This is a genomic window from Streptomyces sp. KMM 9044, from assembly GCF_024701375.2.
In the GTDB taxonomy this organism is placed as follows: domain Bacteria; phylum Actinomycetota; class Actinomycetes; order Streptomycetales; family Streptomycetaceae; genus Streptomyces.
In genome coordinates, this window is sequence record NZ_CP113910.1 from 4825275 (window position 1) to 4844287 (window position 19013).

The window sequence follows — 19013 nt, forward strand, 5'->3', positions numbered from 1 at the left end:
ACGTATGCGACCTTCCCACGTCCTGCTCGCCGTTCTCGTCGCCGCCGTCTGGGGCGTGAACTTCGTCGTCATCGAGATCGGCCTCGACCACTTCCCGCCGCTGCTGTTCTCCGCGCTGCGCTTCCTCGTGGCGGCGGTCCCCGCAGTCTTCCTGGTGGGGCGCCCGAAGGTGGCGTGGAAGTGGATCGTCGGGGTGGGCCTCGCGCTCGGGGTGGCCAAGTTCGGGCTGGTCTTCGTCGGCATGGGCGCGGGCATGCCGGCCGGGCTGACGTCCCTGGTGCTCCAGATCCAGGCGGTCTTCACGGCCCTGTTCGCGTTCCTGCTCCTCGGCGAACGGCCCGCGCGCATCCGACTGGCGGGCATGGCGGTGGCCCTGGCCGGAATCGGTGTCGCCGCCGTCGACGAGGGCGCCTCGGGCCCTCTGGGAGCGTTCGCACTGATCATCGCCGCGGCGGCCTGCTGGGGCGTGTCGAACGTGCTGACCCGCAGGGCCGTGCCCGACGACGCCCTGAACTTCATGATCTGGGTGAGCACGGTGCCGGTCCTGCCGCTGCTGACGCTCTCGCTGCTCCTGGAGGGCCCGTCGCGGGACCTGGAGGCACTGGGCGCGCTGGACCTGGGAGGGACGGGCGCCCTGCTGTTCGTCGCCTGGGGCGCCACCGTGTTCGGCTTCGGGGCCTGGGGATGGCTGCTGCGCCGTCACCCCGCTTCGACGGTGGCGCCGTTCTCCCTGCTGGTACCGGTCTTCGGGATGTCTTCGGCCGCCCTGTTCCTGGGCGAGCCGGTGAGCCCGCTGAGGTGGTGGGCGGCGGCCCTGCTGGTGGGCGGTGTGGCCCTGGCGTCGTTCAGCGGGCGGGAGCGGCGGGCGGGCCGGGAGGGGAGCCCGCGGCCGGGGCGGACGGGCCCGGCGACGACGCGCACGGGTCCGGTGCGCAGGGGGCCGTGCCGACGGGGCGGTGTGCGGGGCCGGCCGGGGAACGGGAGCCGGTTGTGCCGGTTGGTTGAGGGGCGGGGCAGCAGGCGGGCCGGGAGAGAAGGGCCCGGCTGAACGTGCGGGGCTTGCGGCGAGGCGGCCCGGTCCGGCGGCAGGTGACCGGGCGCGTGGACGAGGCGGCCCGGTCCGGCGGCCCGGGGGCCGGTGGGTGGGGGCTGGTGGGCTGGGTCCTTCGAGGGGGCGGGGGTGGCGGATCGGTCGGGAGAGGGGGCTGGTGGCCGGGGTCGGTGACGGGGTGAGCCGGCCCGGTGGCAGGGCGGACGAGCCGGCCGGGGTGACGGAAGTCGGTTAGGCCGAGTCGTTGAGGAGGCGGGAGAGGTGGGCCCGGGCAGGGCCGAGGAGGTCGGGGAGCGGGGCAGCCTTCTCGTACCAGCGCTTCTCGTACTCCCAGCAGAGCCAGCCCTCCCAGCCGTGACGGGAGAGGATCTCCACACAGTCGGCCAGCGGGAGGATGCCCTCACCCGGGGGGAGCGGGGTGGTGTCCTCGGCGGAGGCGATGTCCTTGACCTGGACGTAGCCGAGGTGGGGGGAGAGGGCGGCATGGCTCTCCGCGGGCTGCTCGCCGCCCAGCCAGGTGTGCATCACGTCCCAGAGGGCGCCCACGTGGCGGTGGCCCACGAGGCCGAGGATCCGCATCGCGTCGGCGCCGGTGCGGTGGGAGTCGTGGGTCTCCAGCAGGATGCGCACGCCGAGGTCGGCCGCGTGCTCGGCGGCCGTGCCCAGTCGCCGGGCGGCCGTCGCGTCGGCCTCCTCGGAGGTCTGGTCGGGGGAACCGCCCGGGAAGACCCGGATGTAGGGGGCGCCGAGGTCGCGGGCGAGGCCGAGGAGGGCGCGGATCTCCGCGACGACGGCCTCGTCGTCGCCCGGTGCGGCGACCCTGGTGTAGCCCGCGACGCTCAGGATCTCGATGCCGGCCGCCTTGAACTCGGCGGCGACATCGGCCCGTTCGGCGGGGGAGAGGCCGGGATGGACCGGTTCCTCGGGATGCGCGCGCAGTTCGACGCCGTGATAGCCGTGCGCGGTCGCGAGACGCAGTACGTCGGCCGTCGGAAGGCCGGGGACACCGAGGGTGGAGAACGCCAGCTTCATGAAAACGGACCCTACCCGGGACCCGCGGCGGTCACTCCCCCTCGCTGCTCCTCACCACTCCGGTGCCGCGTGCGGGGCGGGGCGGGGGCGCCGGTCCGGTCCTCCGGGCGCGGCGCCCCCGTGCGGGGCCTCAGGCCTCGGCGGGTGCCTTTGACACGCGGCGGTAGACGCACACCTGGGCGCCGGACTTCGCGGCGGTCGCCGAGGCCAGTTCGAAGGGGCGCTTCGTGCCGTCCACGGGGAAGATCGACTTGCCGCCGCCCAGCACCACCGGCATGACGAGGAGCTGGAGCTCGTCCACCAGGTCCTCGCTCAGCAGGGTGCGGGCGAGCGTGGAGCTGCCCATCGTCACGAGGTCGCCGCCCTCGGACGCGCGCAGCTCCCGGATCCGGGCGACGGCCTCCCCGGAGGGAAGGAGCCGGCTGTTGTTCCAGGTCAGGTCGGACTCACCGAGGGTGCCGGAAACGACGTACTTCGGCAGGCCGTTGATCCGGTCGGCGAAGGCGTCCCCGGCCCGCCGGGACCACGCCTCGGCCATGGTCTGCCAGGTGCGGCGCCCGTACAGGAGCCCGCCGGCCTTCTCCAGCGTCGCGTCGAAGGCGCCGCCGAGGACCTCCGGGTCGAAGTAGGCGTGCGACCAGCCGCCGTGGGCGAAACCGCCGTCGGTGTCCTCCTCGGGGCCACCGGGGGCCTGCACGACACCGTCGAGGCTGATGAACTCGGTGATCACGATACGCATGGCTGCCGCTCCTGGTGTTCGCTGAGGCGATGACGCAAGTGCAGACCGACGGCAGCGGCGGAACTCATCGCCGCCGGGAACCACGTACTGCGACCTGGCGGGACAGCCACCGGCACGGGGACGGGTACGGCTGCCGGCGCCGGTACGTGCCCCGCCCGCTCACCCCCGCGGCGCCCCCGAGGACCCCCGCACCATCAACTCGCCCCGCACCGAGGCGATCTTCCCGGGCGGCGGCTCCTCGCGGCCCATCGCGATGCGGCCGGCCCGCGCCCCCGCCTCGGCGAGCGGCAGCCGCACCGTTGTCAGGGCGGGCACGGCGTCGATGCTGAACGGGAGGTCGTCGAAACCGGCGACCGACACGTCGTCGGGGATCTTCCGGCCGGAGTCCCGCAGGGCCGCGCACGCGCCCAGCGCGACGGAGTCGTTCGCCGCGACCACCGCCGTCAGCCCAGGGTCTCTGCGTAGGAGTTCGAGGGTGGCCTCGTAGCCGGAGCGGCGGTCGTAGCGGCCGTGGACGGTCCAGCGGGGGTCCTCCTCGATGCCGTGCGCGACGAGCGCGGCCCGGTGCCCTTCGAGGCGGTGGCGGGTGGTGGTGCGCTCCTGCGGGCCCGCGACGTAGCCGAGGCGGCGGTGGCCGAGCCCGATCAGATGCTCGGTGAGTTCCCGGCCGCCGCCGCGGTTGTCGAAGGCCAGCGCGATCGCCCCGGTGTCCGGCGCCGGCGGCCGGCCGCACAGCACCACCCGAGTCCCGGCCTCCGCCAGCCTGCGCAGTTTCGCGTCCATCGCCGCCTTGTGAGGGGCGTTCTCGATGGCGCCGCCGGTCAGCACCACCGCCGCGGCCCGCTGCCGCTGGAGCAGCGTCAGGTACGTCAGCTCGCGCTCCGGGGAGCCCCCCGTGTTGCACACGACCGCGAGTCTCTCCCCGCCGGCCCGCCCGCCCGGCCCCCCGATCTCGCCCTGGATCGCGCTCGCCATGATCCCGAAGAACGGGTCGGCGATGTCGTTCACCAGGATGCCCACCAGGTCGGAGGTGGCGGCTGCCAGGGCGCTCGCGGGGCCGTTGAGCACGTAGTCGAGTTCGTCCACGGCCTTCAGCACCCGCTCGCGGGTGGAAGCGGCCACGGGGTAGTTCCCGTTCAGCACGCGCGACACCGTCGCGGGGGAGACCTGCGCGCGGGCCGCCACGTCCGACAGGGTCACCGTCATCTCTCGTCCTCTGGCCGCGCATCTCGTCGTATCGGCGCCGACCGCGGTGTCCGGGCGCGTCCGGGCACGGACCCGATGTTCCGCTCCCGACCAAACCCTATGGCCCCGCGCCCACTTGTTCGCCCCCTCGAACAAGACGGGTTCGTCGTGGTCTTGTCCGGACCACCGTTCAGAGGCTAGCTTCTAGATGCATAGAAAGCGCTTGCTGTGGCGTTCACCGGACTCGTCGCGCATCGGCCGCCACTCGCCGGCCGATACGCGGCGGGCGGGGCGTGCGCGGCGCGCGGGGACCGCGTACGAAGGGAACGACGTGACACGCAAGACGGTGCGTATCGCCATGAACGGTGTGACGGGGCGGATGGGGTACCGGCAACACCTCGTCCGCTCCATCCTGGCCCTGCGCGAGCAGGGCGGCCTCGACCTCGGTGACGGCACCGTGCTGTGGCCGGAGCCGGTCCTGGTCGGCCGCCGGGAGCACGCGCTGCGCGCGCTGGCCGAGCGGCACGGCCTGGAGCACGTCTCCACCGACCTGGACGCGGTGCTCGCCGACGAGAGCATCGACATCTACTTCGACTCCCAGGTCACCTCCGCCCGCGAGGAGGCCCTCACCAGGGCGATCGCGGCCGGCAAGCACGTCTACACCGAGAAGCCGACCGCCACCGGCCTCGACGGCGCCCTGGAACTGGCCCGGCTGGCGAACGCCGCCGGAATCAAACACGGCGTGGTGCAGGACAAGCTGTTCCTGCCGGGCCTGCTCAAGCTGAAGCGGCTCATCGACGGCGGCTTCTTCGGCCGGATCCTCTCGGTGCGCGGCGAGTTCGGCTACTGGGTCTTCGAGGGCGACTGGCAGGGCGCGCAGCGCCCGTCCTGGAACTACCGCGCCGAGGACGGCGGCGGCATCGTCGTCGACATGTTCCCGCACTGGGAGTACGTGCTGCACGAGCTGTTCGGCCGGGTGCGCTCCGTCCAGGCCCTGACCGCCACCCACGTCCCGCAGCGCTGGGACGAGAACGGCAAGCCCTACGACGCCACCGCCGACGACGCCGCCTACGGCGTCTTCGAACTCGAGGGCGGTGCCGTCGCCCAGATCAACTCCTCCTGGACGGTCCGCGTCCACCGCGACGAACTCGTCGAGTTCCAGGTCGACGGTACCGAGGGCTCCGCCGTGGCCGGTTTGCGCGACTGCCGCGTCCAGCACCGCTCCGCCACCCCCAAGCCCGTCTGGAACCCGGACATCCCCGCCACCGAGGTCTTCCGCGACCAGTGGCAGGAGGTCCCGGACAACGGCGAGTTCGACAACGGCTTCAAGGCCCAGTGGGAGCTGTTCCTCAGGCACGTCTACGCCGACGCCCCCTACCACTGGGACCTGCTGGCCGGCGCCCGCGGCGTCCAGCTCGCCGAGCTGGGCCTGAGGTCGTCGGCCGAGGGCCTCCGCCTCGACGTACCGGAGATCTCGCTGTGACCATCGAACTGCCCGACGCGCGGGGCCGGCTGCGGACCCACGAGCCCCGCACCGAGCCCCTCGCGGTCACCGCCGGAGCCCCCTTCACCTCCCGTACGGTCTTCTCCGCGGCACACGTCGTCGCCGACCCGTACGCCGACACGACTCCCGACTCGCCCGCCGCCGTCGACTGGGACGCCACCCTCGCCTTCCGCCGCCACCTGTGGTCGCACGGCCTGGGCGTCGCCGAGGCGATGGACACCGCCCAGCGCGGCATGGGCCTGGACTGGGCGGGAGCGGCCGAGCTGATCCGCCGCTCCGCCGCCGAGGCGAAGGCCGTCGGAGGCCGCATCGCCTGCGGCGTCGGCACCGACCAGATCACCGAGGGAACCCTCGCCGAGGTGCGGGCGGCCTACGAGGAACAGCTCGCGCTCGTCGAGGAGTCGGGCGCGCAGGCCATCCTGATGGCGTCCCGCGCCCTGGCCGCCGCGGCCCGCTCCCCCGAGGACTACCTCGAGGTGTACGGGCACCTGCTGCGCCAGTCCGCCGAGCCGGTGATCCTGCACTGGCTCGGCCCGATGTTCGACCCGGCGCTGGAGGGCTACTGGGGCTCGTCCGACCTGGACGCGGCCACCGAAACCTTCCTGGAGGTCATCGCCGCGCACCCCGACAAGGTCGACGGCATCAAGGTCTCGCTGCTCGACGCGCAGCGCGAGGTGGCCCTGCGCCGCCGCCTGCCGCAGGGCGTGCGCTGCTACACCGGCGACGACTTCCACTACCCCGAGCTGATCGCGGGCGACGAGGAGGGCTTCAGCCACGCCCTGCTCGGCGTCTTCGACCCGCTCGGCCCGCTGGCGGCCCGGGCCGTCCGCGCCCTGGACACCGGGGACACGGCGGGCTTCCGCGGACTGCTCGACCCGACGGTGGAGCTGAGCCGGCACCTCTTCCAGGCACCCACCCGCTTCTACAAGACGGGCGTGGTGTTCCTGGCCTGGCTGGCCGGCCACCAGGACCACTTCGCCATGGTCGGCGGCCTGCAGTCGGCCCGCTCACTGCCGCACCTCGCCCGCGCCTACGAACTCGCCGACGGCCTCGGCCTGTTCCCCGACCCGAAGCTCGCCGAGGACCGCATGCGGACCCTGCTGCACCTGTACGGAGTGACCCCGTGACCGGCCCCGTGACCGGCCCCGCCGACGCTCTCGCACGTTTCAGCATCAACCAGATGACGGTCAGGCAGCTGTCCCTGCCGGAACTCGTCGACGCCTGCCGCGACCTGGGCGTCCCCGGCGTCGGCCTGTGGCGCGAACCCGTCCGGGCCTACGGCGTGGAGGCGGCGGCGAAACTGGTCCGCGACGCCGGCCTGGCGGTGACGACCCTGTGCCGGGGCGGCTTCCTCACCGCGGTCGACCCCGCGGAGCGGGCCGCGGCCCTGGCCGACAACCGCCGCGCCGTCGACGAGGCGGCGACGCTCGGCACCGACACCCTGGTCCTGGTCTCCGGCGGCCTCCCGGCCGGGTCCAAGGACCTGCGCGGTGCCCGCGAACGCATCGCGGACGCCCTGGCGGAGCTGGGCCCGCACGCCGAGGAGCACGGGGTGCGCCTGGCCATCGAGCCGCTGCACCCCATGTTCGCCTCCGACCGCTGCGTGGTCTCCACCCTCGCCCAGGCCCTCGACCTCGCCGAACGGTTCCCGGCCCGGCAGGTCGGCGTCACCGTCGACACCTACCACGTCTGGTGGGACGACACGGCGCCCGCGCAGATCGCCCGGGCCGGCGCCCAGGACCGTATCCATACCTTCCAGCTCGCCGACTGGACCACCCCGCTGCCCGAGGGCGTCCTCAACGGCCGCGGCCAGATCGGCGACGGGAGTATCGACATGCGGGAGTGGCAGGGGTACGTGGAGGCGGCCGGCTACACCGGTCCCATCGAGGTCGAGCTGTTCAACGACGCGCTGTGGGCCCGCGACGGCCGCGAGGTCCTGGCGGAGACGGCACGGAGGTTCACGGAGAACGTCCGGCCGTGAGCCGTGAGCCGTGAGCCGTGAGCCGTGAGCCGTGAGCCGTGAGCCGTGGGAGATGGGAGGTGGGCGGCGCCTCGGGTCCTGTGCCCCGTGACCCGGGTCCCGCCCGAGGCACCGCCGACACGGACGACGAAGTCAGGCCTCCGTCTCCGTCCCCGCCCTCGGCACACCGGCCCGCGGAGGTACCGTCAGAGCTGCAGCGACGGGCCGGTCGGCCAGGACGACGGACGAGCCCGACGGCGTCCTTCTCGCATCCGGCCGTGCACCGCCTGCTCGGCCTGCGCTCCTCGCTCACCACCTGGACCGCTTCCTCCGGGACCCGTATGTCCCCGTGTCAACTCCTCCTGATCGAGGGGGACTTCAGTTCAGAAGATTACCCGCACGGGTGTTCCCGCTGAGTAGCATGGCGCTCCCGGCGCCGTGCGGTGACCTGACCACAGCCGGGGAAGCGAGAGGATGCGTGATGTCCGGTGGGGGTTACCAGTTGGCTCGTGCTCGGGGGTGAGGACCCGGAGTACGCGCTTCCCGAGGCGGCGGGACAGGCCGGTCTGGTCAGCCAGTTGCGGCCGTTGATCCGGGAGCTCAGCGCACCCGGGGAACTGGTCTTCGACCCGTTCGCGGGGTGGGGGACGACGCTGGTGGCCGCCTCGGCGGAAGGACGGCGCGGGTTCGGCATCGAGGTGAACGAGGAGCGTGCCGAGGACGCACGCAAGCGGCTGGCGACCTGTCCGGGACAGGAGATGATCTGCGGCGATGCCCGGAAGCCTCCGCTGGAGGCAGGCTCGGTCGATCTGGTGCTGTGCGATCTGCCGTACTTCGGCACCAACCTGGACACCGGCGCCACCGACGGCGCGCAGTTCTACGCGCTGCGCGACTACGACGACTACCTCAACGCGCTGGACGAGGCGTTCGGCGCGATCGCGCAGACCATGCGGCCCGGTGCCCGGGCCGTGATCGCGGTCCAGAACCGGCGGATCGCCGACCGGTTCGTTCCACTGGCCTGGGACGCGGCGCGGGTGCTGGGACGCCACCTCACCCTGGGTGACGAGCGCATCCACCTGTACGACCGGCCGGCGGGCGGTGACGACCCGATGCTGACCAATCGGTCGCACGAATACCTGCTGATGGCCACCAGGTAGCGGCCGCCAGGTCCTCGGGGCCGGTCACCGCCCGCCGCGGGCGTACGGGGCCCTACTGGGCGCCGTACGCCCGCCCGGTCCTCCGGGCCAGGTCGGTGACGTCGGTGACGGCCTGCTGGTGCAGGCCGTCACCGAAGGTGACCCGGGCCGCGCCGAGACAGCCGAGCCGGCTGGGGGAGGCGTTGCCGGGGCGGTGCAGGGCGTTCAGCGGCTTGCTGACGTCGTTGGCCAGGCCGGGGAGCAGTTCCTCGGGGGCCAGGATCGGGTAGACCACGTCCGCGCCGGCGCCGATGTACAGGCAGGCGCGCTTGACCGCGGACTCCACCGAACGGTCGCCGTACAGGAAGGTGTCGATCCGGGCGTTCAGCACCAGCCGCTCACCGGCGGCCACGCTGACCTCGGAGAGCCATTCCGCGTGCTGCTCGGCGTCCTTGAGCTGCCGGCCCGCGGAGTCCTCCAGGTTGCAGCCGATCGCCCCCGCGTCGAGCAGCCGCTCGACGATCTCGCCCGGGGCGAGGCCGTAGCCGCCCTCGATGTCCGCCGTCACCGGCACGTCGACGGAGCGGACGATCCGCTTGATCGCGGCGAACATCTCGTCTGCCGGGGTGTCCTCGCCGTCATCATGGCCGAGTACGGCGGCGACCGCCGCGCTGGAGGTCGCCAGCGCGGGGAAGCCGGCCTCTGCGAACGCCCGCGCGCTGACCGCGTCCCAGACATTGGGGATGACCAGCGGGTCGCCGGGATCGGTCCGGTCGTGAAGTGCCAGGAACTCCCCAGCACGGGTGGCCGCCATCAGCAGGTCTCCTCTTCGTCGTCGACGGGGGGCGGAGTGGCGTGGGTCACGCCGCCGCCCAGGTGGTCCCGCGGTCCGCGACCGGGGAAGCGGTGTACATGGCCGCGAGTGCGAAAGCGACGTCCAGTGACTGGCCGAGGTTCAGCCTGGGGTCGCAGACGGTCTCGTAACGGTTCGGCAGATCCTCGAAGCGGACCTCGTAGGTCCCGCCCACGCATTCGGTGACATGATCTCCCGTCAGTTCCAGGTGGAAACCGCCGGGATGGGTGCCCAGGGATCGGTGGACCTCGAGGAAGCCCTTGATCTCGTTCAGCACGTCGTCCAGTCTGCGGGTCTTGTGGCCCGTCGGCGAGGACACGGTGTTGCCGTGCACCGGATCGCAGATCCAGGCCACCTCGGCACCGGATGCCGCCACCTTCGCCACCAGGTCCGGCAGCGTGTCGCGCACCGTACCGGCGCCCATCCGGCTGATGAAGGTCAGCCGGCCGGGTTCGCGGTCCGGGTCGAGCCGGTCGATCAGGCGCAGCGTGTCGTCCGGGGTGCTGGACGGGCCGAGCTTGACGGCGATCGGATTGCGCACCCGGGCGGCGAAGTCGACGTGTGCGCTGTCCGGCTGACGGGTGCGCTCGCCGATCCACAGCAGGTGGCCGGAGGAGGCGTAGCGGCCCGCCGCGGTGGTGCGGCAGAGTGCGCGCTCGTATTCCAGTACCAGGGCCTCGTGGCTGGTCCAGAACTCGCCGCCGTCGGCGGCGGTGAGTTCGCTCAGGTGACCGAGGGTCTCCGCGGAGGCGTCGTAGACGCGCCGCAACCGGTTCGGGTCCGGGGTGCGGGCCGCGGCGGTGAAGGCCGGCGAGTTGACCATGTCCCCCCGGTAGGAGGGGAGTTCGATGCCCTCGTGCAGCTCGGTCGGGTTCGACCGCGGTTTGGCGAACTGGCCGGCGATGCGGCCCAGCCGGACCACCGGGAGTTCGGCGGCCTCGGAGATGACCGCGGCCATCAGGGTCAGGGTGCGGTACTTGGCCGTGGTGGTGTCCGGGCCGACTTCGGCGAGGCTTTCGGCGCAGTCGCCGCCCTGGAGCAGCAGCGCCTCGCCGCGGGCCACCGCGGCCAGCCGCTCGCGCAGCCGGTCGCACTCCTCGGCCGCGACCAGCGCGGGGAGGGTGGCCAGTTCGTCCGCGACCGAGCGGAGTGCGTCGGGGTCGGGCCAGTCGGGTTGCTGCGCCGCGAACGGGCCGGTCGCGGCAGCGGTGTGGTTCGGGTTCATGGGGTACCGTCCCTCCGTCCGCCGAGGGAGCGGGCAGTGGCTCTCGCGCTGCCTCGGCGGGTCCGTCCGGCTCCGGGCGGCCGACGGAGTTCCGGAGCCGAAGGATGCCTCGGTGCCGAACTCTTCGTTCAGTTCGGGAAGCTGTGGTGAGGGCGAGGGCCGGCCGCCCGGAGCCGGACGAGGGCGGGTCCGGGGGCGGCTCGGAAGTGGATCAGGCCATCCGGTGAGGACCGGGGACGGCGTTCCAGCCCACGTCCTCGGAGGCGGAGTCCCCGACGCCGGCCCGCTCGGGTCCGGTCGGAGCGGAGGGTCTGCATGCGGCGCGACGCACTTCACTGAGCATCATTGAATTTCCCCCTGGTGGATTCACCGTGATTCAGTGGTGACACTTTTTGCGGCAGTCGATACGGCGTGTGGGTTGTTTAAGGGTGATTAACACGGGCCGACTGCCCTCGGTGCCCCTCGCGAGCGAGTATGCGATCCGCTCGACTGGACGGACAAGGTCGCCGATACTTCGGATAGGTGCACTTCGGTAAAGCGAGGGATGTAAATGAGATTTTACTCCAATAAAAGGGACATTGCGGATTTAGTTGCGCCGCCGGCCGTCGAGGGCGACACTCTGGCAATCACCCTGCCACCCGACGACCCGTCCTGCCGTGAGGCGCTGGTCAGGGTCGGCGAAGCCCTGGGAGACCTCTCCCGGATGGTCTCCAACAGGGTCGGCAGTGCCTCGGCCGCGGCCGTCCAGGCATCCGAGGCCGCTCCCGCCCGGGGCGTCGGCTTCGAGGTCATCGACGGGCTGCCCGAGATCAACGAAGCGATCCAGGACCTGATCGACGGGGTCACGTCCGAGATACTCACCGCCCAGCCCGACGGGCCGCGCCCGAGTGCGGTGCTGGGCGAGGCCCTGGGCGCGGTGCGGGACCGGATCGCGGGCGGCGTCTCGATGCGAACGCTCTATCAGCACAGCACGCGATTCGACGAACCCACGAAGGAGTACGTCCGGGCGGTCACCTCATACGGTGCTCAGGTGCGTACTCTGGCGGAGTTCTTCGACCGGATGATCATCATCGACCGGCGGACGGTGTTGATTCCCGCGAATGCGGCGCGCACCTCGGCAGTGCTGATCACCCACCCGACTGTGGTGCACTTTCTCTCCGACATCTTCGAGCGCGCCTGGGACCGGGCCGAACCGTATCCCTTCTTGCCGGTACGGGCGGCGGACGCGGCGCCCGAGGTCATTCCGGCGATCCGCGGATCGATTCAGAAACTGCTCATCGAGGGCAGGTCCGACAAGGAGATCGCCCGAAGGCTCGGCCTCAGCCTTCGCTCCCTGCAGGCCCATGTTGCCCGGCTCAAGGAGGAGCACGGCGCCGAGCACCGGCTCCAACTCGGCTACCTGATGGGCCTTCAAGAAGGTGCCGGGATCACCCGGGAGAACGGCCGCAGCCCCTCCTGACCCGGCAGGAGGACGCACGTGGCCCGGCCGGCGTCCAGTGCCGGCCGGGCCGCACCCCGGGCGACCGGGCGGCGGCTCAGGCAGCCCCGTCGACCGGCTCCAGTACCAGCTCGCCCAGGAACCAGTCCTCCAGGACCCGCAACCGGGCCTCGCACTCGACCCGGTCCGTCCCTGAGACCAACGCGGTCAGCAGGAAGTCGGCGGAGAACGCGGCCTCCCGCAGGGTCTGTCCCGGTGCGACGAACATCTGGTACTTCTCGACCCAGGGGAAGTCCGGCGGACCCTCCGGAGTCCGTACCACCCGGCCGGGACGCTTCATCAGCACCAGCTGCCCCACCATCCGCAGCGGTGTGCGCTTTTCCGCGCCGAGCCACGCGGGCAGCGGCAGACCCAGCTGCGCCCGTACCCAGGCCTCGCTCGGATCCACCCCGAACATGAGGCGGACGATGTCGCGGATCGCGGCGCCGCCGGTGCGGCAGGCGATCTCGCACAGCACCAGCTCGTCCCCGGGGGTGTGGAAGACCTCCGCGTGGAAGGCGAAGTCCTCCGGCCCGCCGAGCGCCGCCAAGGTCTGCTCGGTGAACTCCAGCAGCCGGTGGGTCAGCGGATCGTCCGCGTCCAGGGTCAGGTCCAGCCTGCCACCGGTGTCGGTGCGGTACGAGGCCAGCGCGTACTGATACTGCGAGGGCCAGGCGAACACCATCCGGCCGTCCACGACCAGCCCGTCCACGTGGCACATCCGGCCCGGCACGAACGCCTCGACCAGCAGGTTCGGCAGGTGCGGCCCGTACAGGTCGAGGCCGTCGGCCAGGTGTGCGTCCAACTCCTCGCGGGACTCCAGGATGCGCAGTCCGACCGAACCGGCGCTGTCCATCGGCTTGAGCACCAGCGGGAAGCCGTGCCGCTCGGCGAAGCCGATCAGCTCGGTGGCGCTCTCCACCGCCAGGTACGGGGCCACCGCCAGACCCGCGGCCGCGACCAGGCGCTTCATCAGCGCCTTGTCACGATAGGGGAGCACGGTGTCCAGCCGCTGCCCGGGCAGACCGAGCACGTCGCGCAGCTCGGCGGCCCGCTCCAGGTCGCGCTCCTGGCAGGCGACGATGTGCGTGACCCCGTGCTCGCGCGCCCACGCCAGGGCGAGCGCCTCCAGATCACCCCCGGTCTCGTAGCAGTCGACGGCGGCGGTCCGCCGGTAGGCGCCGCCCTCGGGCGGCAACTCCTCCGACACCAGCGCCAGATGCTCGCGGGAGGCGATCAGCAGCAGATCGCCCTCGTGGTCCGCCAGCCATTCGTCGTACGGGGTGCCCGTCAGCGAACCCCGGTGGTGCAGGACCAGCACGGTCATCTCAGACCACCTCCGAGGACTGCGGGCCGGTCCCGGCCTGGGCCCGCACCAGTTCGCGGGCCGGGCGGGTCTCCGGGGCGTAGCGCACCGCGTGCACCAGTCGGCCCCCGTCCGGGCCGCGGACGGTCTCCACCGCGTACGGGTGACCCGGGTCGGCGGGCAGCACGCCGGCGAGCGGCAGGTCCGCGTCGCGCCGTACCCCACCGGTGACGGTCGGTTCGACGGTCAGGCTCGGTACCACCGCCGGGTCGGCGGGCAGCAGCCCGCTCGCCACCGCGGCACGCAGTGCGGCCTCGTCGGCCAGCCGGGCGATCACCGGCCGACGCGCGCCCCGGCGCGGCCGGATCACCAGGGGGTAGCCCCACCGGTGCGCCCACCAGTACAGGTCGGCGACCCGCCGCACCTCGGCCCGGGGGAACGCGGCGATGCCGGCCCGGGTCAGCAGCGCGTGCGCCGCCACCGAGTCGGCGAGAGCCAGCGCGGCCTCCCGGGACTGGCCGGGCAGGCCGAGCCGCTCGCGCAGGCCGGCCGCCCGCACCTGGTCCACCGGTGCGAGCGCGATCACCGCTCGTACCGGTGTGCGGGTGGCGGCATCCAGTACGGCCAGCTCGGCCGTGGTGCTGCGGTCGTACCGCTCCACCACCGTGACCCGCGCGAAGCCCGGGTGGACGCCGGCCCGGCCGGTGACCAGATGCAGCCTCCGGCCGGCGCCGGCGAGCCAGCCGGGGCAGTCGGCCGCATACCGGCCGTCCGGGTCCAGGACGACCAGGGTCATCGGACGTCGTCCTCGATCGACACCGTCAGCACGGTGTCGAGCAGCTCCTCGCAGAGCGCGACCGCCGCGTCGGTGTCGGGAGCGGTGACGGCCAGCAGGCCGAGCCGGTCCCAGTTGTCCTGTATCGGTCGGACCACCGTGCCGGGCCGGGCAGCCAGATCGAGGGCGAGCACCGACGGGTGGGCGCGCAACTCGTCCTCGCCGGTGATCGCGGTGACCCGACCGGGTCGGCCGACGATGCCGCGCACACAGCCCGCCGAGACCGGCTTCGGACGTTCCGTCATCGGCTCCACCAGGCCGAACGGCCAGGCGAGCGCATAGCGGGTCAGATCGACGCCGTAGGCGGCCTGGACCAGATCCGGGATGTGGTCGCCGCCGAGCCGGTTGTGGCCCTCGATGATCAGCGGGCCGCGCGAACCGAGCCGCAGCTCGGTGTGGCTGGGCCCGTCGGTGATGCCGATCGCGTCGAGGAACTCGGCGACGGCCGCGACGATGCGCTCCTCGTCCGTCGGGTCCAGCCGGGCCGGCTGGGCGTGCCCGAGCTCCACGAAGTGCCCGCCGTCGGTCAGCTTCTCGGTGATCGCGACCACGGTGTGGCGCCCGCGGAAGCTGAAGCCCTCGACGCTGAACTCGGGTCCGTCGATGTACTGCTCCATCAGGAACCCGGCCACCGCGTACATGGTGGAGCCGCGGTCCATGCCGGTGCGGCGGGCCGCGCCGATCCGCTCCCACACCCCGTCCACGTCCTGCGGACCAGTGACCCTGAACAGGGCGAAGCCGGCGGTCAGGTCCACCGGCTTGACCACGAACGGGTAGTCGTGGGCGGCGCCGAACGCGGCCAGGCTGTCCCGGTCGGTGAGCGGCTCGGCGGCCACCGTGGGGGCGCCGACCGAGGCGAGGTGACGGCGCATGGCGAGCTTGTCGCGGAGCAGCCGGGCCGGTTCGAAGCCGGTACCGCCGAGGCCGAACAGGTCGTTCACCCGGCCGGCGGGCTCGAGGCCGGGCTCGGTGAGCGACAGCGCCGCGGAGAAGTTCCAGATGGTGTGGGCGGCCCGGGCGAGCGGCTCCAGCACCGACCAGTCGGTGTAGTCCGCGATCAGGGTGACATCGGCCAGCTCGGCCTGCTCCGGCTGGAACTTCTCCTTGTGCTGGATCAGGATCACGTTCAACCCCAGCTCCTTGGCGGTCCGCACCGGTTCGGTGAGGTGCCCGATCAGGAGCAGGGTGCGCTCGGGCCGCATCGGCGCGGCGGGCGCCGCGTGCACGGCGTTCAGGACGGCGGATCCGGTCTCCACCCGCAGCAGCGCCTTCGTCCCGGCGGCCAGCCGTTCGGCCTCCTCGGCGGTGCCGCCCGCCACGATCACGTGGCCGTGCCGCGAGCCGGAGTGCCGGGTCAGCGGCAGCACATCGCCCTCGGCGAACGGGAACCGGACGCCGTGCACGTGGGGGAGCGCATCGATCTCCGCCAGGCCCTCCAGCCGGGTGATCCTGCCCGGCGGGAAGGAGAAGAACGAGATCGCGGCCGTCCGCCCGGCCGGTGCGGGCTCGGCAACGCCGCCGACCAGCAGATCGAGGATCGCGCCCTCGATGTCGAAGCCGGTGGCGAGCCGGATGAGCGCGGGGATCCGGTCGCCGCCGAGCCGGGCCTGCGACTCCACCACGCGCGGGCCGTCGGCGGTGAGGATGACCTCGGTGTGCGCCGGGCCGAACCGGTACCCGGCGGCGTCCAGCAGCGCGGTGACCAGCTCGCCGATCGCCCCGGCGTCGGCGTCCGCCAGCGGGGCGGGGAAGACGTGACCGGTCTCCACGAACGCCGGGGCGGGCGTCTTGCGTTTCGCGGTGATGCCGACCACCAGGTGACGGCCCTCGTGGGTGAGCGTCTCGACACTGAACTCAGGTCCCCGCAGGTACTCCTCGACCAGCACCGGACCCCGGTACGCGTGTCCGGTCAGCTCCTGCCGCCAGGCGTCGAGGCCGTCGGGGCCGGTCACCAGGCGCACCGCGGCGCTGCCCTGCAGACGGGTCGGCTTCACCACCACAGGCAGCTCGAAGCCGGCCAGGACAGAGGCCACCTCGTCGGGAGTGTCGGCGACAGCGGTGCGCACGGGGGACAGGCCGTGCTCGGCGAGCAGCTCGCGCAGCACCGCCTTGTCGTTGAGCCGACGGAGCGCCTCCGGCGGGTTGAGGGCCAGCCCGAGGGTCTGGGCCTCCTCGGCGACGGCCACCATGGTCGCCTCCTCGCCCAGGTGCAGGAGACAGCCGACGTCGTGGGCGAGGGCGCTCTCCCGGACCAGGCGGCGCAGCGCTGCCTCGTCGGAGAAGTCCACCCACAGCATCTCCTTGGAGACCTTCTCGACCCCCTGCAGGTAGGAGGCCGGCTGGAGCGTCGGGTCCCAGATCGACCAGACCTCGAAGCCGAGGCCGACCGCCTTCTCGACGAACTGGGTGTACGGCTGCACCATCAGCAACCGGTTGTTCGCGGGCGCTGTGTGCTCAGCCACGGCGGGCCATCCCTTTCACGGCGGGTACGGGGGTCATGCGCCGGCCTCGGCCTTCGGCTCCTCGGTGGTGGCGCGGGCGTCCTGGATCTTGAACAGGTTCCGGTACAGCAGGATCGCGGCCGCTCCGAAGGCCGCGTACAGCAGGGCCATCACCCAGGAGTCGACGACCGAACCGAGGATCACCGACAGCGAGCCGACCATGTAGCCGAGCCGCACGTGCAGTCCGTAGGCAGCCATGTACTTGGTGCGGGATTCGGCGGGCACCAGGGAGGCCAGCAGGGTCTGGTTGACGGGCTGGTTCATCAGCTCCCCCAGCGTGACCACGACGGCCGCCGCGATCATCAGCCAGACGTTGTCGCCGATCGCCCAGGCCATGTAGCCGGCGGTGAAGACCACCACTCCGGTCACCAGGCGCAGCCGCTCGTCGAGGCGTCCGAGCAGCTTGCCCATCCACAGGCCGCAGACCACGACGAGCAGGGTGTTGGTGGCCCGCAGGATGCCCAGCACGTTGACGCCGTCGACGGTCACCTGCCAGGAGCCCAGCGACAGCAGCTGCTGCTCGGGGAAGTCGGAGCCGAGCCGGACCGCGAGGTAGGAGGAGATCTGGACCTCCACGGACCAGACCAGCAGGGCCGCCAGGACGAGCCGCAGGAACACCCGGTCGCGGGCCACCGCCAGGTAGCCGCGCAGGGCCGGTCGCACCCCGCGGGGATTCTGCGCTGCCTCGGGCGGCGCGGTCTCGGACAGCGCCAGGAAGGTCGCCAGGAAGATCCCCCCGGTGGCGATCGCGGCCGCGGTCAGCAGCTGGAAGAAGTACCCGCCGTAGAAGAAGCCGCCGACCAGCGAGCCGAGCATGAAGGCGACGTTGATCACCCAGTAGTTGATCGTGTAGACGGCGGTGCGGCTCTCCGGGGTGGAGACGTCCACGATCATCGCCTCGTTGGCGGGCAGCGCGATGCCCGCCATGCAGGCGGCGCCCAGATACAGCACGTAGGTCGCCGGACCGGATTGCAGCATCGGCGAGTTGACCAGGGCGAGGCCGATGTACGAGAGGAAGACGCCGATCTCGCCGGCCATCAGGACCCTGCGGCGGCCGTACACGTCGGACAGGTGCCCGCCGACCAGGGTGCATCCCACCGTCGCCACCGCGACGACCAGGGTCATCAGGCCGGCGGTGGCCGCACCGTACAGGTGCGAGAAGTGGATGACCATCAGCGGGACCAGCATGATGTCGAAGAACCGCTGGAAGAAGCCGACGCCGATCCGCAGCTTGAGGTTGCGGTGGAGTTCGCTGAACTTCACGGCCCTTCCTCCGACGGCCACCAGCTCAGGTAGCGCTCTCCGCTGTCGGGGAAAACGGTGACGACGGTCGCCCCGGACAGATCGTGGCGGCGCGTCAGTTCGCGGCAGGCGTGCGCGGCGGCGCCGGAGGAGACGCCCACCAGCAGGCCGCTGCCGACGGCCAGCGCCCGCGTGGTGGCGGCGGCGTCCGCGTCGGAGACCACGATCACCTCGTCGATGCAGTCGACGTCGGTGACAGGGCTGGTGAAGCCGCCGTTCAGGCCGGGTATGCGGTGAGAGCCGGGGGCGCCGCCGGACAGCAGCGGGGAGCCCTCCGGCTCGACCGCGACGACGCGCAGCGCGGGGTTGCGCTCGCGCAGGCAGTGGGCGATCCCGGTGAGGGTGCCGCCGGTACCGACCCCGCAGACCAGGACATCCACCCGCCCGCCGGTGTCGCGCCAGATCTCCGGCCCGGTGGTCTCGTAGTGGGCCCGGACGTTGGCCGGGTTCTCGTGCTGCCGGGCGTACCAGGAGCCGGGGATCTCGGCGTGCAGCTTCTCGGCGCGCTCGACGCAGCCGGCGAAGCCCAGCGCCGGGTCGGTGAACTCGACCTCGGCGCCGAGCATCCGCAGCGTCAGGATCCTTTCCCCGGAGGCGTTCTCAGGAAGCACGATCAGACAGGGGTGGCGGCGGGCGGCGGCCAGGGCGGCCAGCGCGATGCCGGTGTTGCCGGAGGTGGACTCGATGACGGTGGCTCCGGGCACCAGCTCACCGGAGGCCTCCGCGGCCCGGAACATGTGCCGGGCGGGGCGGTCCTTGACGCTGGACAGCGGGTTCGCAGCCTCCAGCTTGGCCAGAATGGTCACGTCCTGCGGGACGCCGTCCATGCGAAGGCGTAACAGAGGGGTGTTGCCGACCAGGTCCTCGAACGAGGCGGTCACCCCCACGGCCAGTGGGTTGGTCATCG

Annotated in this window: 16 protein-coding genes; 6 read left to right on the forward strand and 10 right to left on the reverse strand. The window is 72.4% G+C overall.

What is annotated here, in order from left to right:
• Positions 1 to 4: 4 nt before the first annotated feature.
• Positions 5 to 1048: an EamA family transporter gene (locus tag HUV60_RS21740; protein ID WP_269441217.1), complete on the forward strand. Its 1044-nt coding sequence runs from the start codon at positions 5 to 7 to the stop codon at positions 1046 to 1048.
• 234 nt (positions 1049 to 1282) lie between these two features.
• Here HUV60_RS21740 and HUV60_RS21745 read toward each other — a convergent pair whose 3' ends face one another.
• The 3 genes from HUV60_RS21745 to HUV60_RS21755 all read right to left on the reverse strand — a co-directional run bounded on the left by HUV60_RS21745 (position 1283) and on the right by HUV60_RS21755 (position 4028).
• On the reverse strand, positions 1283 to 2083 hold the full coding sequence (locus tag HUV60_RS21745) for a sugar phosphate isomerase/epimerase family protein (protein WP_257848915.1): 801 nt from the start codon (positions 2081 to 2083) through the stop codon (positions 1283 to 1285).
• Between the two features lie 130 nt (positions 2084 to 2213).
• Positions 2214 to 2822 (reverse strand): dihydrofolate reductase family protein, encoded by a 609-nt coding sequence (locus HUV60_RS21750; protein ID WP_257848916.1) that lies wholly within the window; start codon positions 2820 to 2822, stop codon positions 2214 to 2216.
• A gap of 159 nt (positions 2823 to 2981) precedes the next feature.
• Complete coding sequence (locus HUV60_RS21755) at positions 2982 to 4028, reverse strand: LacI family DNA-binding transcriptional regulator (RefSeq protein ID WP_257848917.1); 1047 nt, start codon at positions 4026 to 4028, stop codon at positions 2982 to 2984.
• A 310-nt stretch (positions 4029 to 4338) separates the two neighbouring features.
• Here HUV60_RS21755 and HUV60_RS21760 point away from each other — a divergent pair, with 310 nt between their 5' ends.
• From HUV60_RS21760 to HUV60_RS21775, 4 genes are all read left to right on the forward strand, one after another.
• Complete coding sequence (locus HUV60_RS21760; RefSeq protein WP_257848918.1) at positions 4339 to 5490, forward strand: Gfo/Idh/MocA family protein; 1152 nt, start codon at positions 4339 to 4341, stop codon at positions 5488 to 5490.
• Positions 5487 to 6638, forward strand: a complete 1152-nt coding sequence (locus HUV60_RS21765) for a dihydrodipicolinate synthase family protein (RefSeq protein WP_257848919.1) — start codon at positions 5487 to 5489, stop codon at positions 6636 to 6638. Before HUV60_RS21760 ends, HUV60_RS21765 begins: the two co-directional genes overlap by 4 nt.
• Positions 6639 to 6691: 53 nt before the next feature.
• The gene (locus HUV60_RS21770; RefSeq protein WP_257850198.1) at positions 6692 to 7492 is read left to right on the forward strand and encodes a sugar phosphate isomerase/epimerase family protein; all 801 of its coding nucleotides are present in this window, start codon (positions 6692 to 6694) and stop codon (positions 7490 to 7492) included.
• A gap of 488 nt (positions 7493 to 7980) precedes the next feature.
• Positions 7981 to 8628 (forward strand): TRM11 family SAM-dependent methyltransferase, encoded by a 648-nt coding sequence (locus HUV60_RS21775; protein WP_052479839.1) that lies wholly within the window; start codon positions 7981 to 7983, stop codon positions 8626 to 8628.
• A 52-nt stretch (positions 8629 to 8680) separates the two neighbouring features.
• Here HUV60_RS21775 and HUV60_RS21780 read toward each other — a convergent pair whose 3' ends face one another.
• Entirely contained in the window at positions 8681 to 9421 is a 741-nt protein-coding gene (locus HUV60_RS21780) for an isocitrate lyase/PEP mutase family protein (RefSeq protein WP_257848920.1), read from the reverse strand.
• A 46-nt stretch (positions 9422 to 9467) separates the two neighbouring features.
• Complete coding sequence (locus HUV60_RS21785; RefSeq protein WP_257848921.1) at positions 9468 to 10685, reverse strand: 3-deoxy-7-phosphoheptulonate synthase; 1218 nt, start codon at positions 10683 to 10685, stop codon at positions 9468 to 9470.
• Positions 10686 to 11235: 550 nt separating this feature from the next.
• On the opposite strand from HUV60_RS21785, the gene HUV60_RS21790 reads away from it, so the two are divergent.
• A complete protein-coding gene (locus tag HUV60_RS21790; RefSeq protein ID WP_257848922.1) occupies positions 11236 to 12144 on the forward strand; it encodes a hypothetical protein in 909 nt (302 codons plus the stop codon).
• Positions 12145 to 12220: 76 nt separating this feature from the next.
• On the opposite strand, the gene HUV60_RS21795 is transcribed toward HUV60_RS21790, so the two are convergent.
• Genes HUV60_RS21795 through HUV60_RS21815 form a run of 5 tightly spaced genes read right to left on the reverse strand, consistent with a single transcriptional unit; the run spans position 12221 to position 19011 of the window.
• Positions 12221 to 13489 (reverse strand): ATP-grasp domain-containing protein, encoded by a 1269-nt coding sequence (locus HUV60_RS21795; protein ID WP_062189993.1) that lies wholly within the window; start codon positions 13487 to 13489, stop codon positions 12221 to 12223.
• Position 13490: 1 nt separating this feature from the next.
• A complete protein-coding gene (locus HUV60_RS21800; protein WP_042170918.1) occupies positions 13491 to 14264 on the reverse strand; it encodes a hypothetical protein in 774 nt (257 codons plus the stop codon).
• Positions 14261 to 16765, reverse strand: coding sequence for an ATP-grasp domain-containing protein (locus tag HUV60_RS21805; protein WP_257848923.1), 2505 nt, complete (start codon positions 16763 to 16765; stop codon positions 14261 to 14263). Before HUV60_RS21805 ends, HUV60_RS21800 begins: the two co-directional genes overlap by 4 nt.
• Before the next feature lie 33 nt (positions 16766 to 16798).
• Entirely contained in the window at positions 16799 to 18067 is a 1269-nt protein-coding gene (locus HUV60_RS21810) for an MFS transporter (protein WP_257848924.1), read from the reverse strand.
• Positions 18064 to 19011 (reverse strand): PLP-dependent cysteine synthase family protein, encoded by a 948-nt coding sequence (locus HUV60_RS21815; protein WP_257848925.1) that lies wholly within the window; start codon positions 19009 to 19011, stop codon positions 18064 to 18066. The genes HUV60_RS21810 and HUV60_RS21815 overlap by 4 nt, the downstream gene beginning before the upstream one ends.
• Between the last annotated feature and the right edge of the window lie 2 nt (positions 19012 to 19013).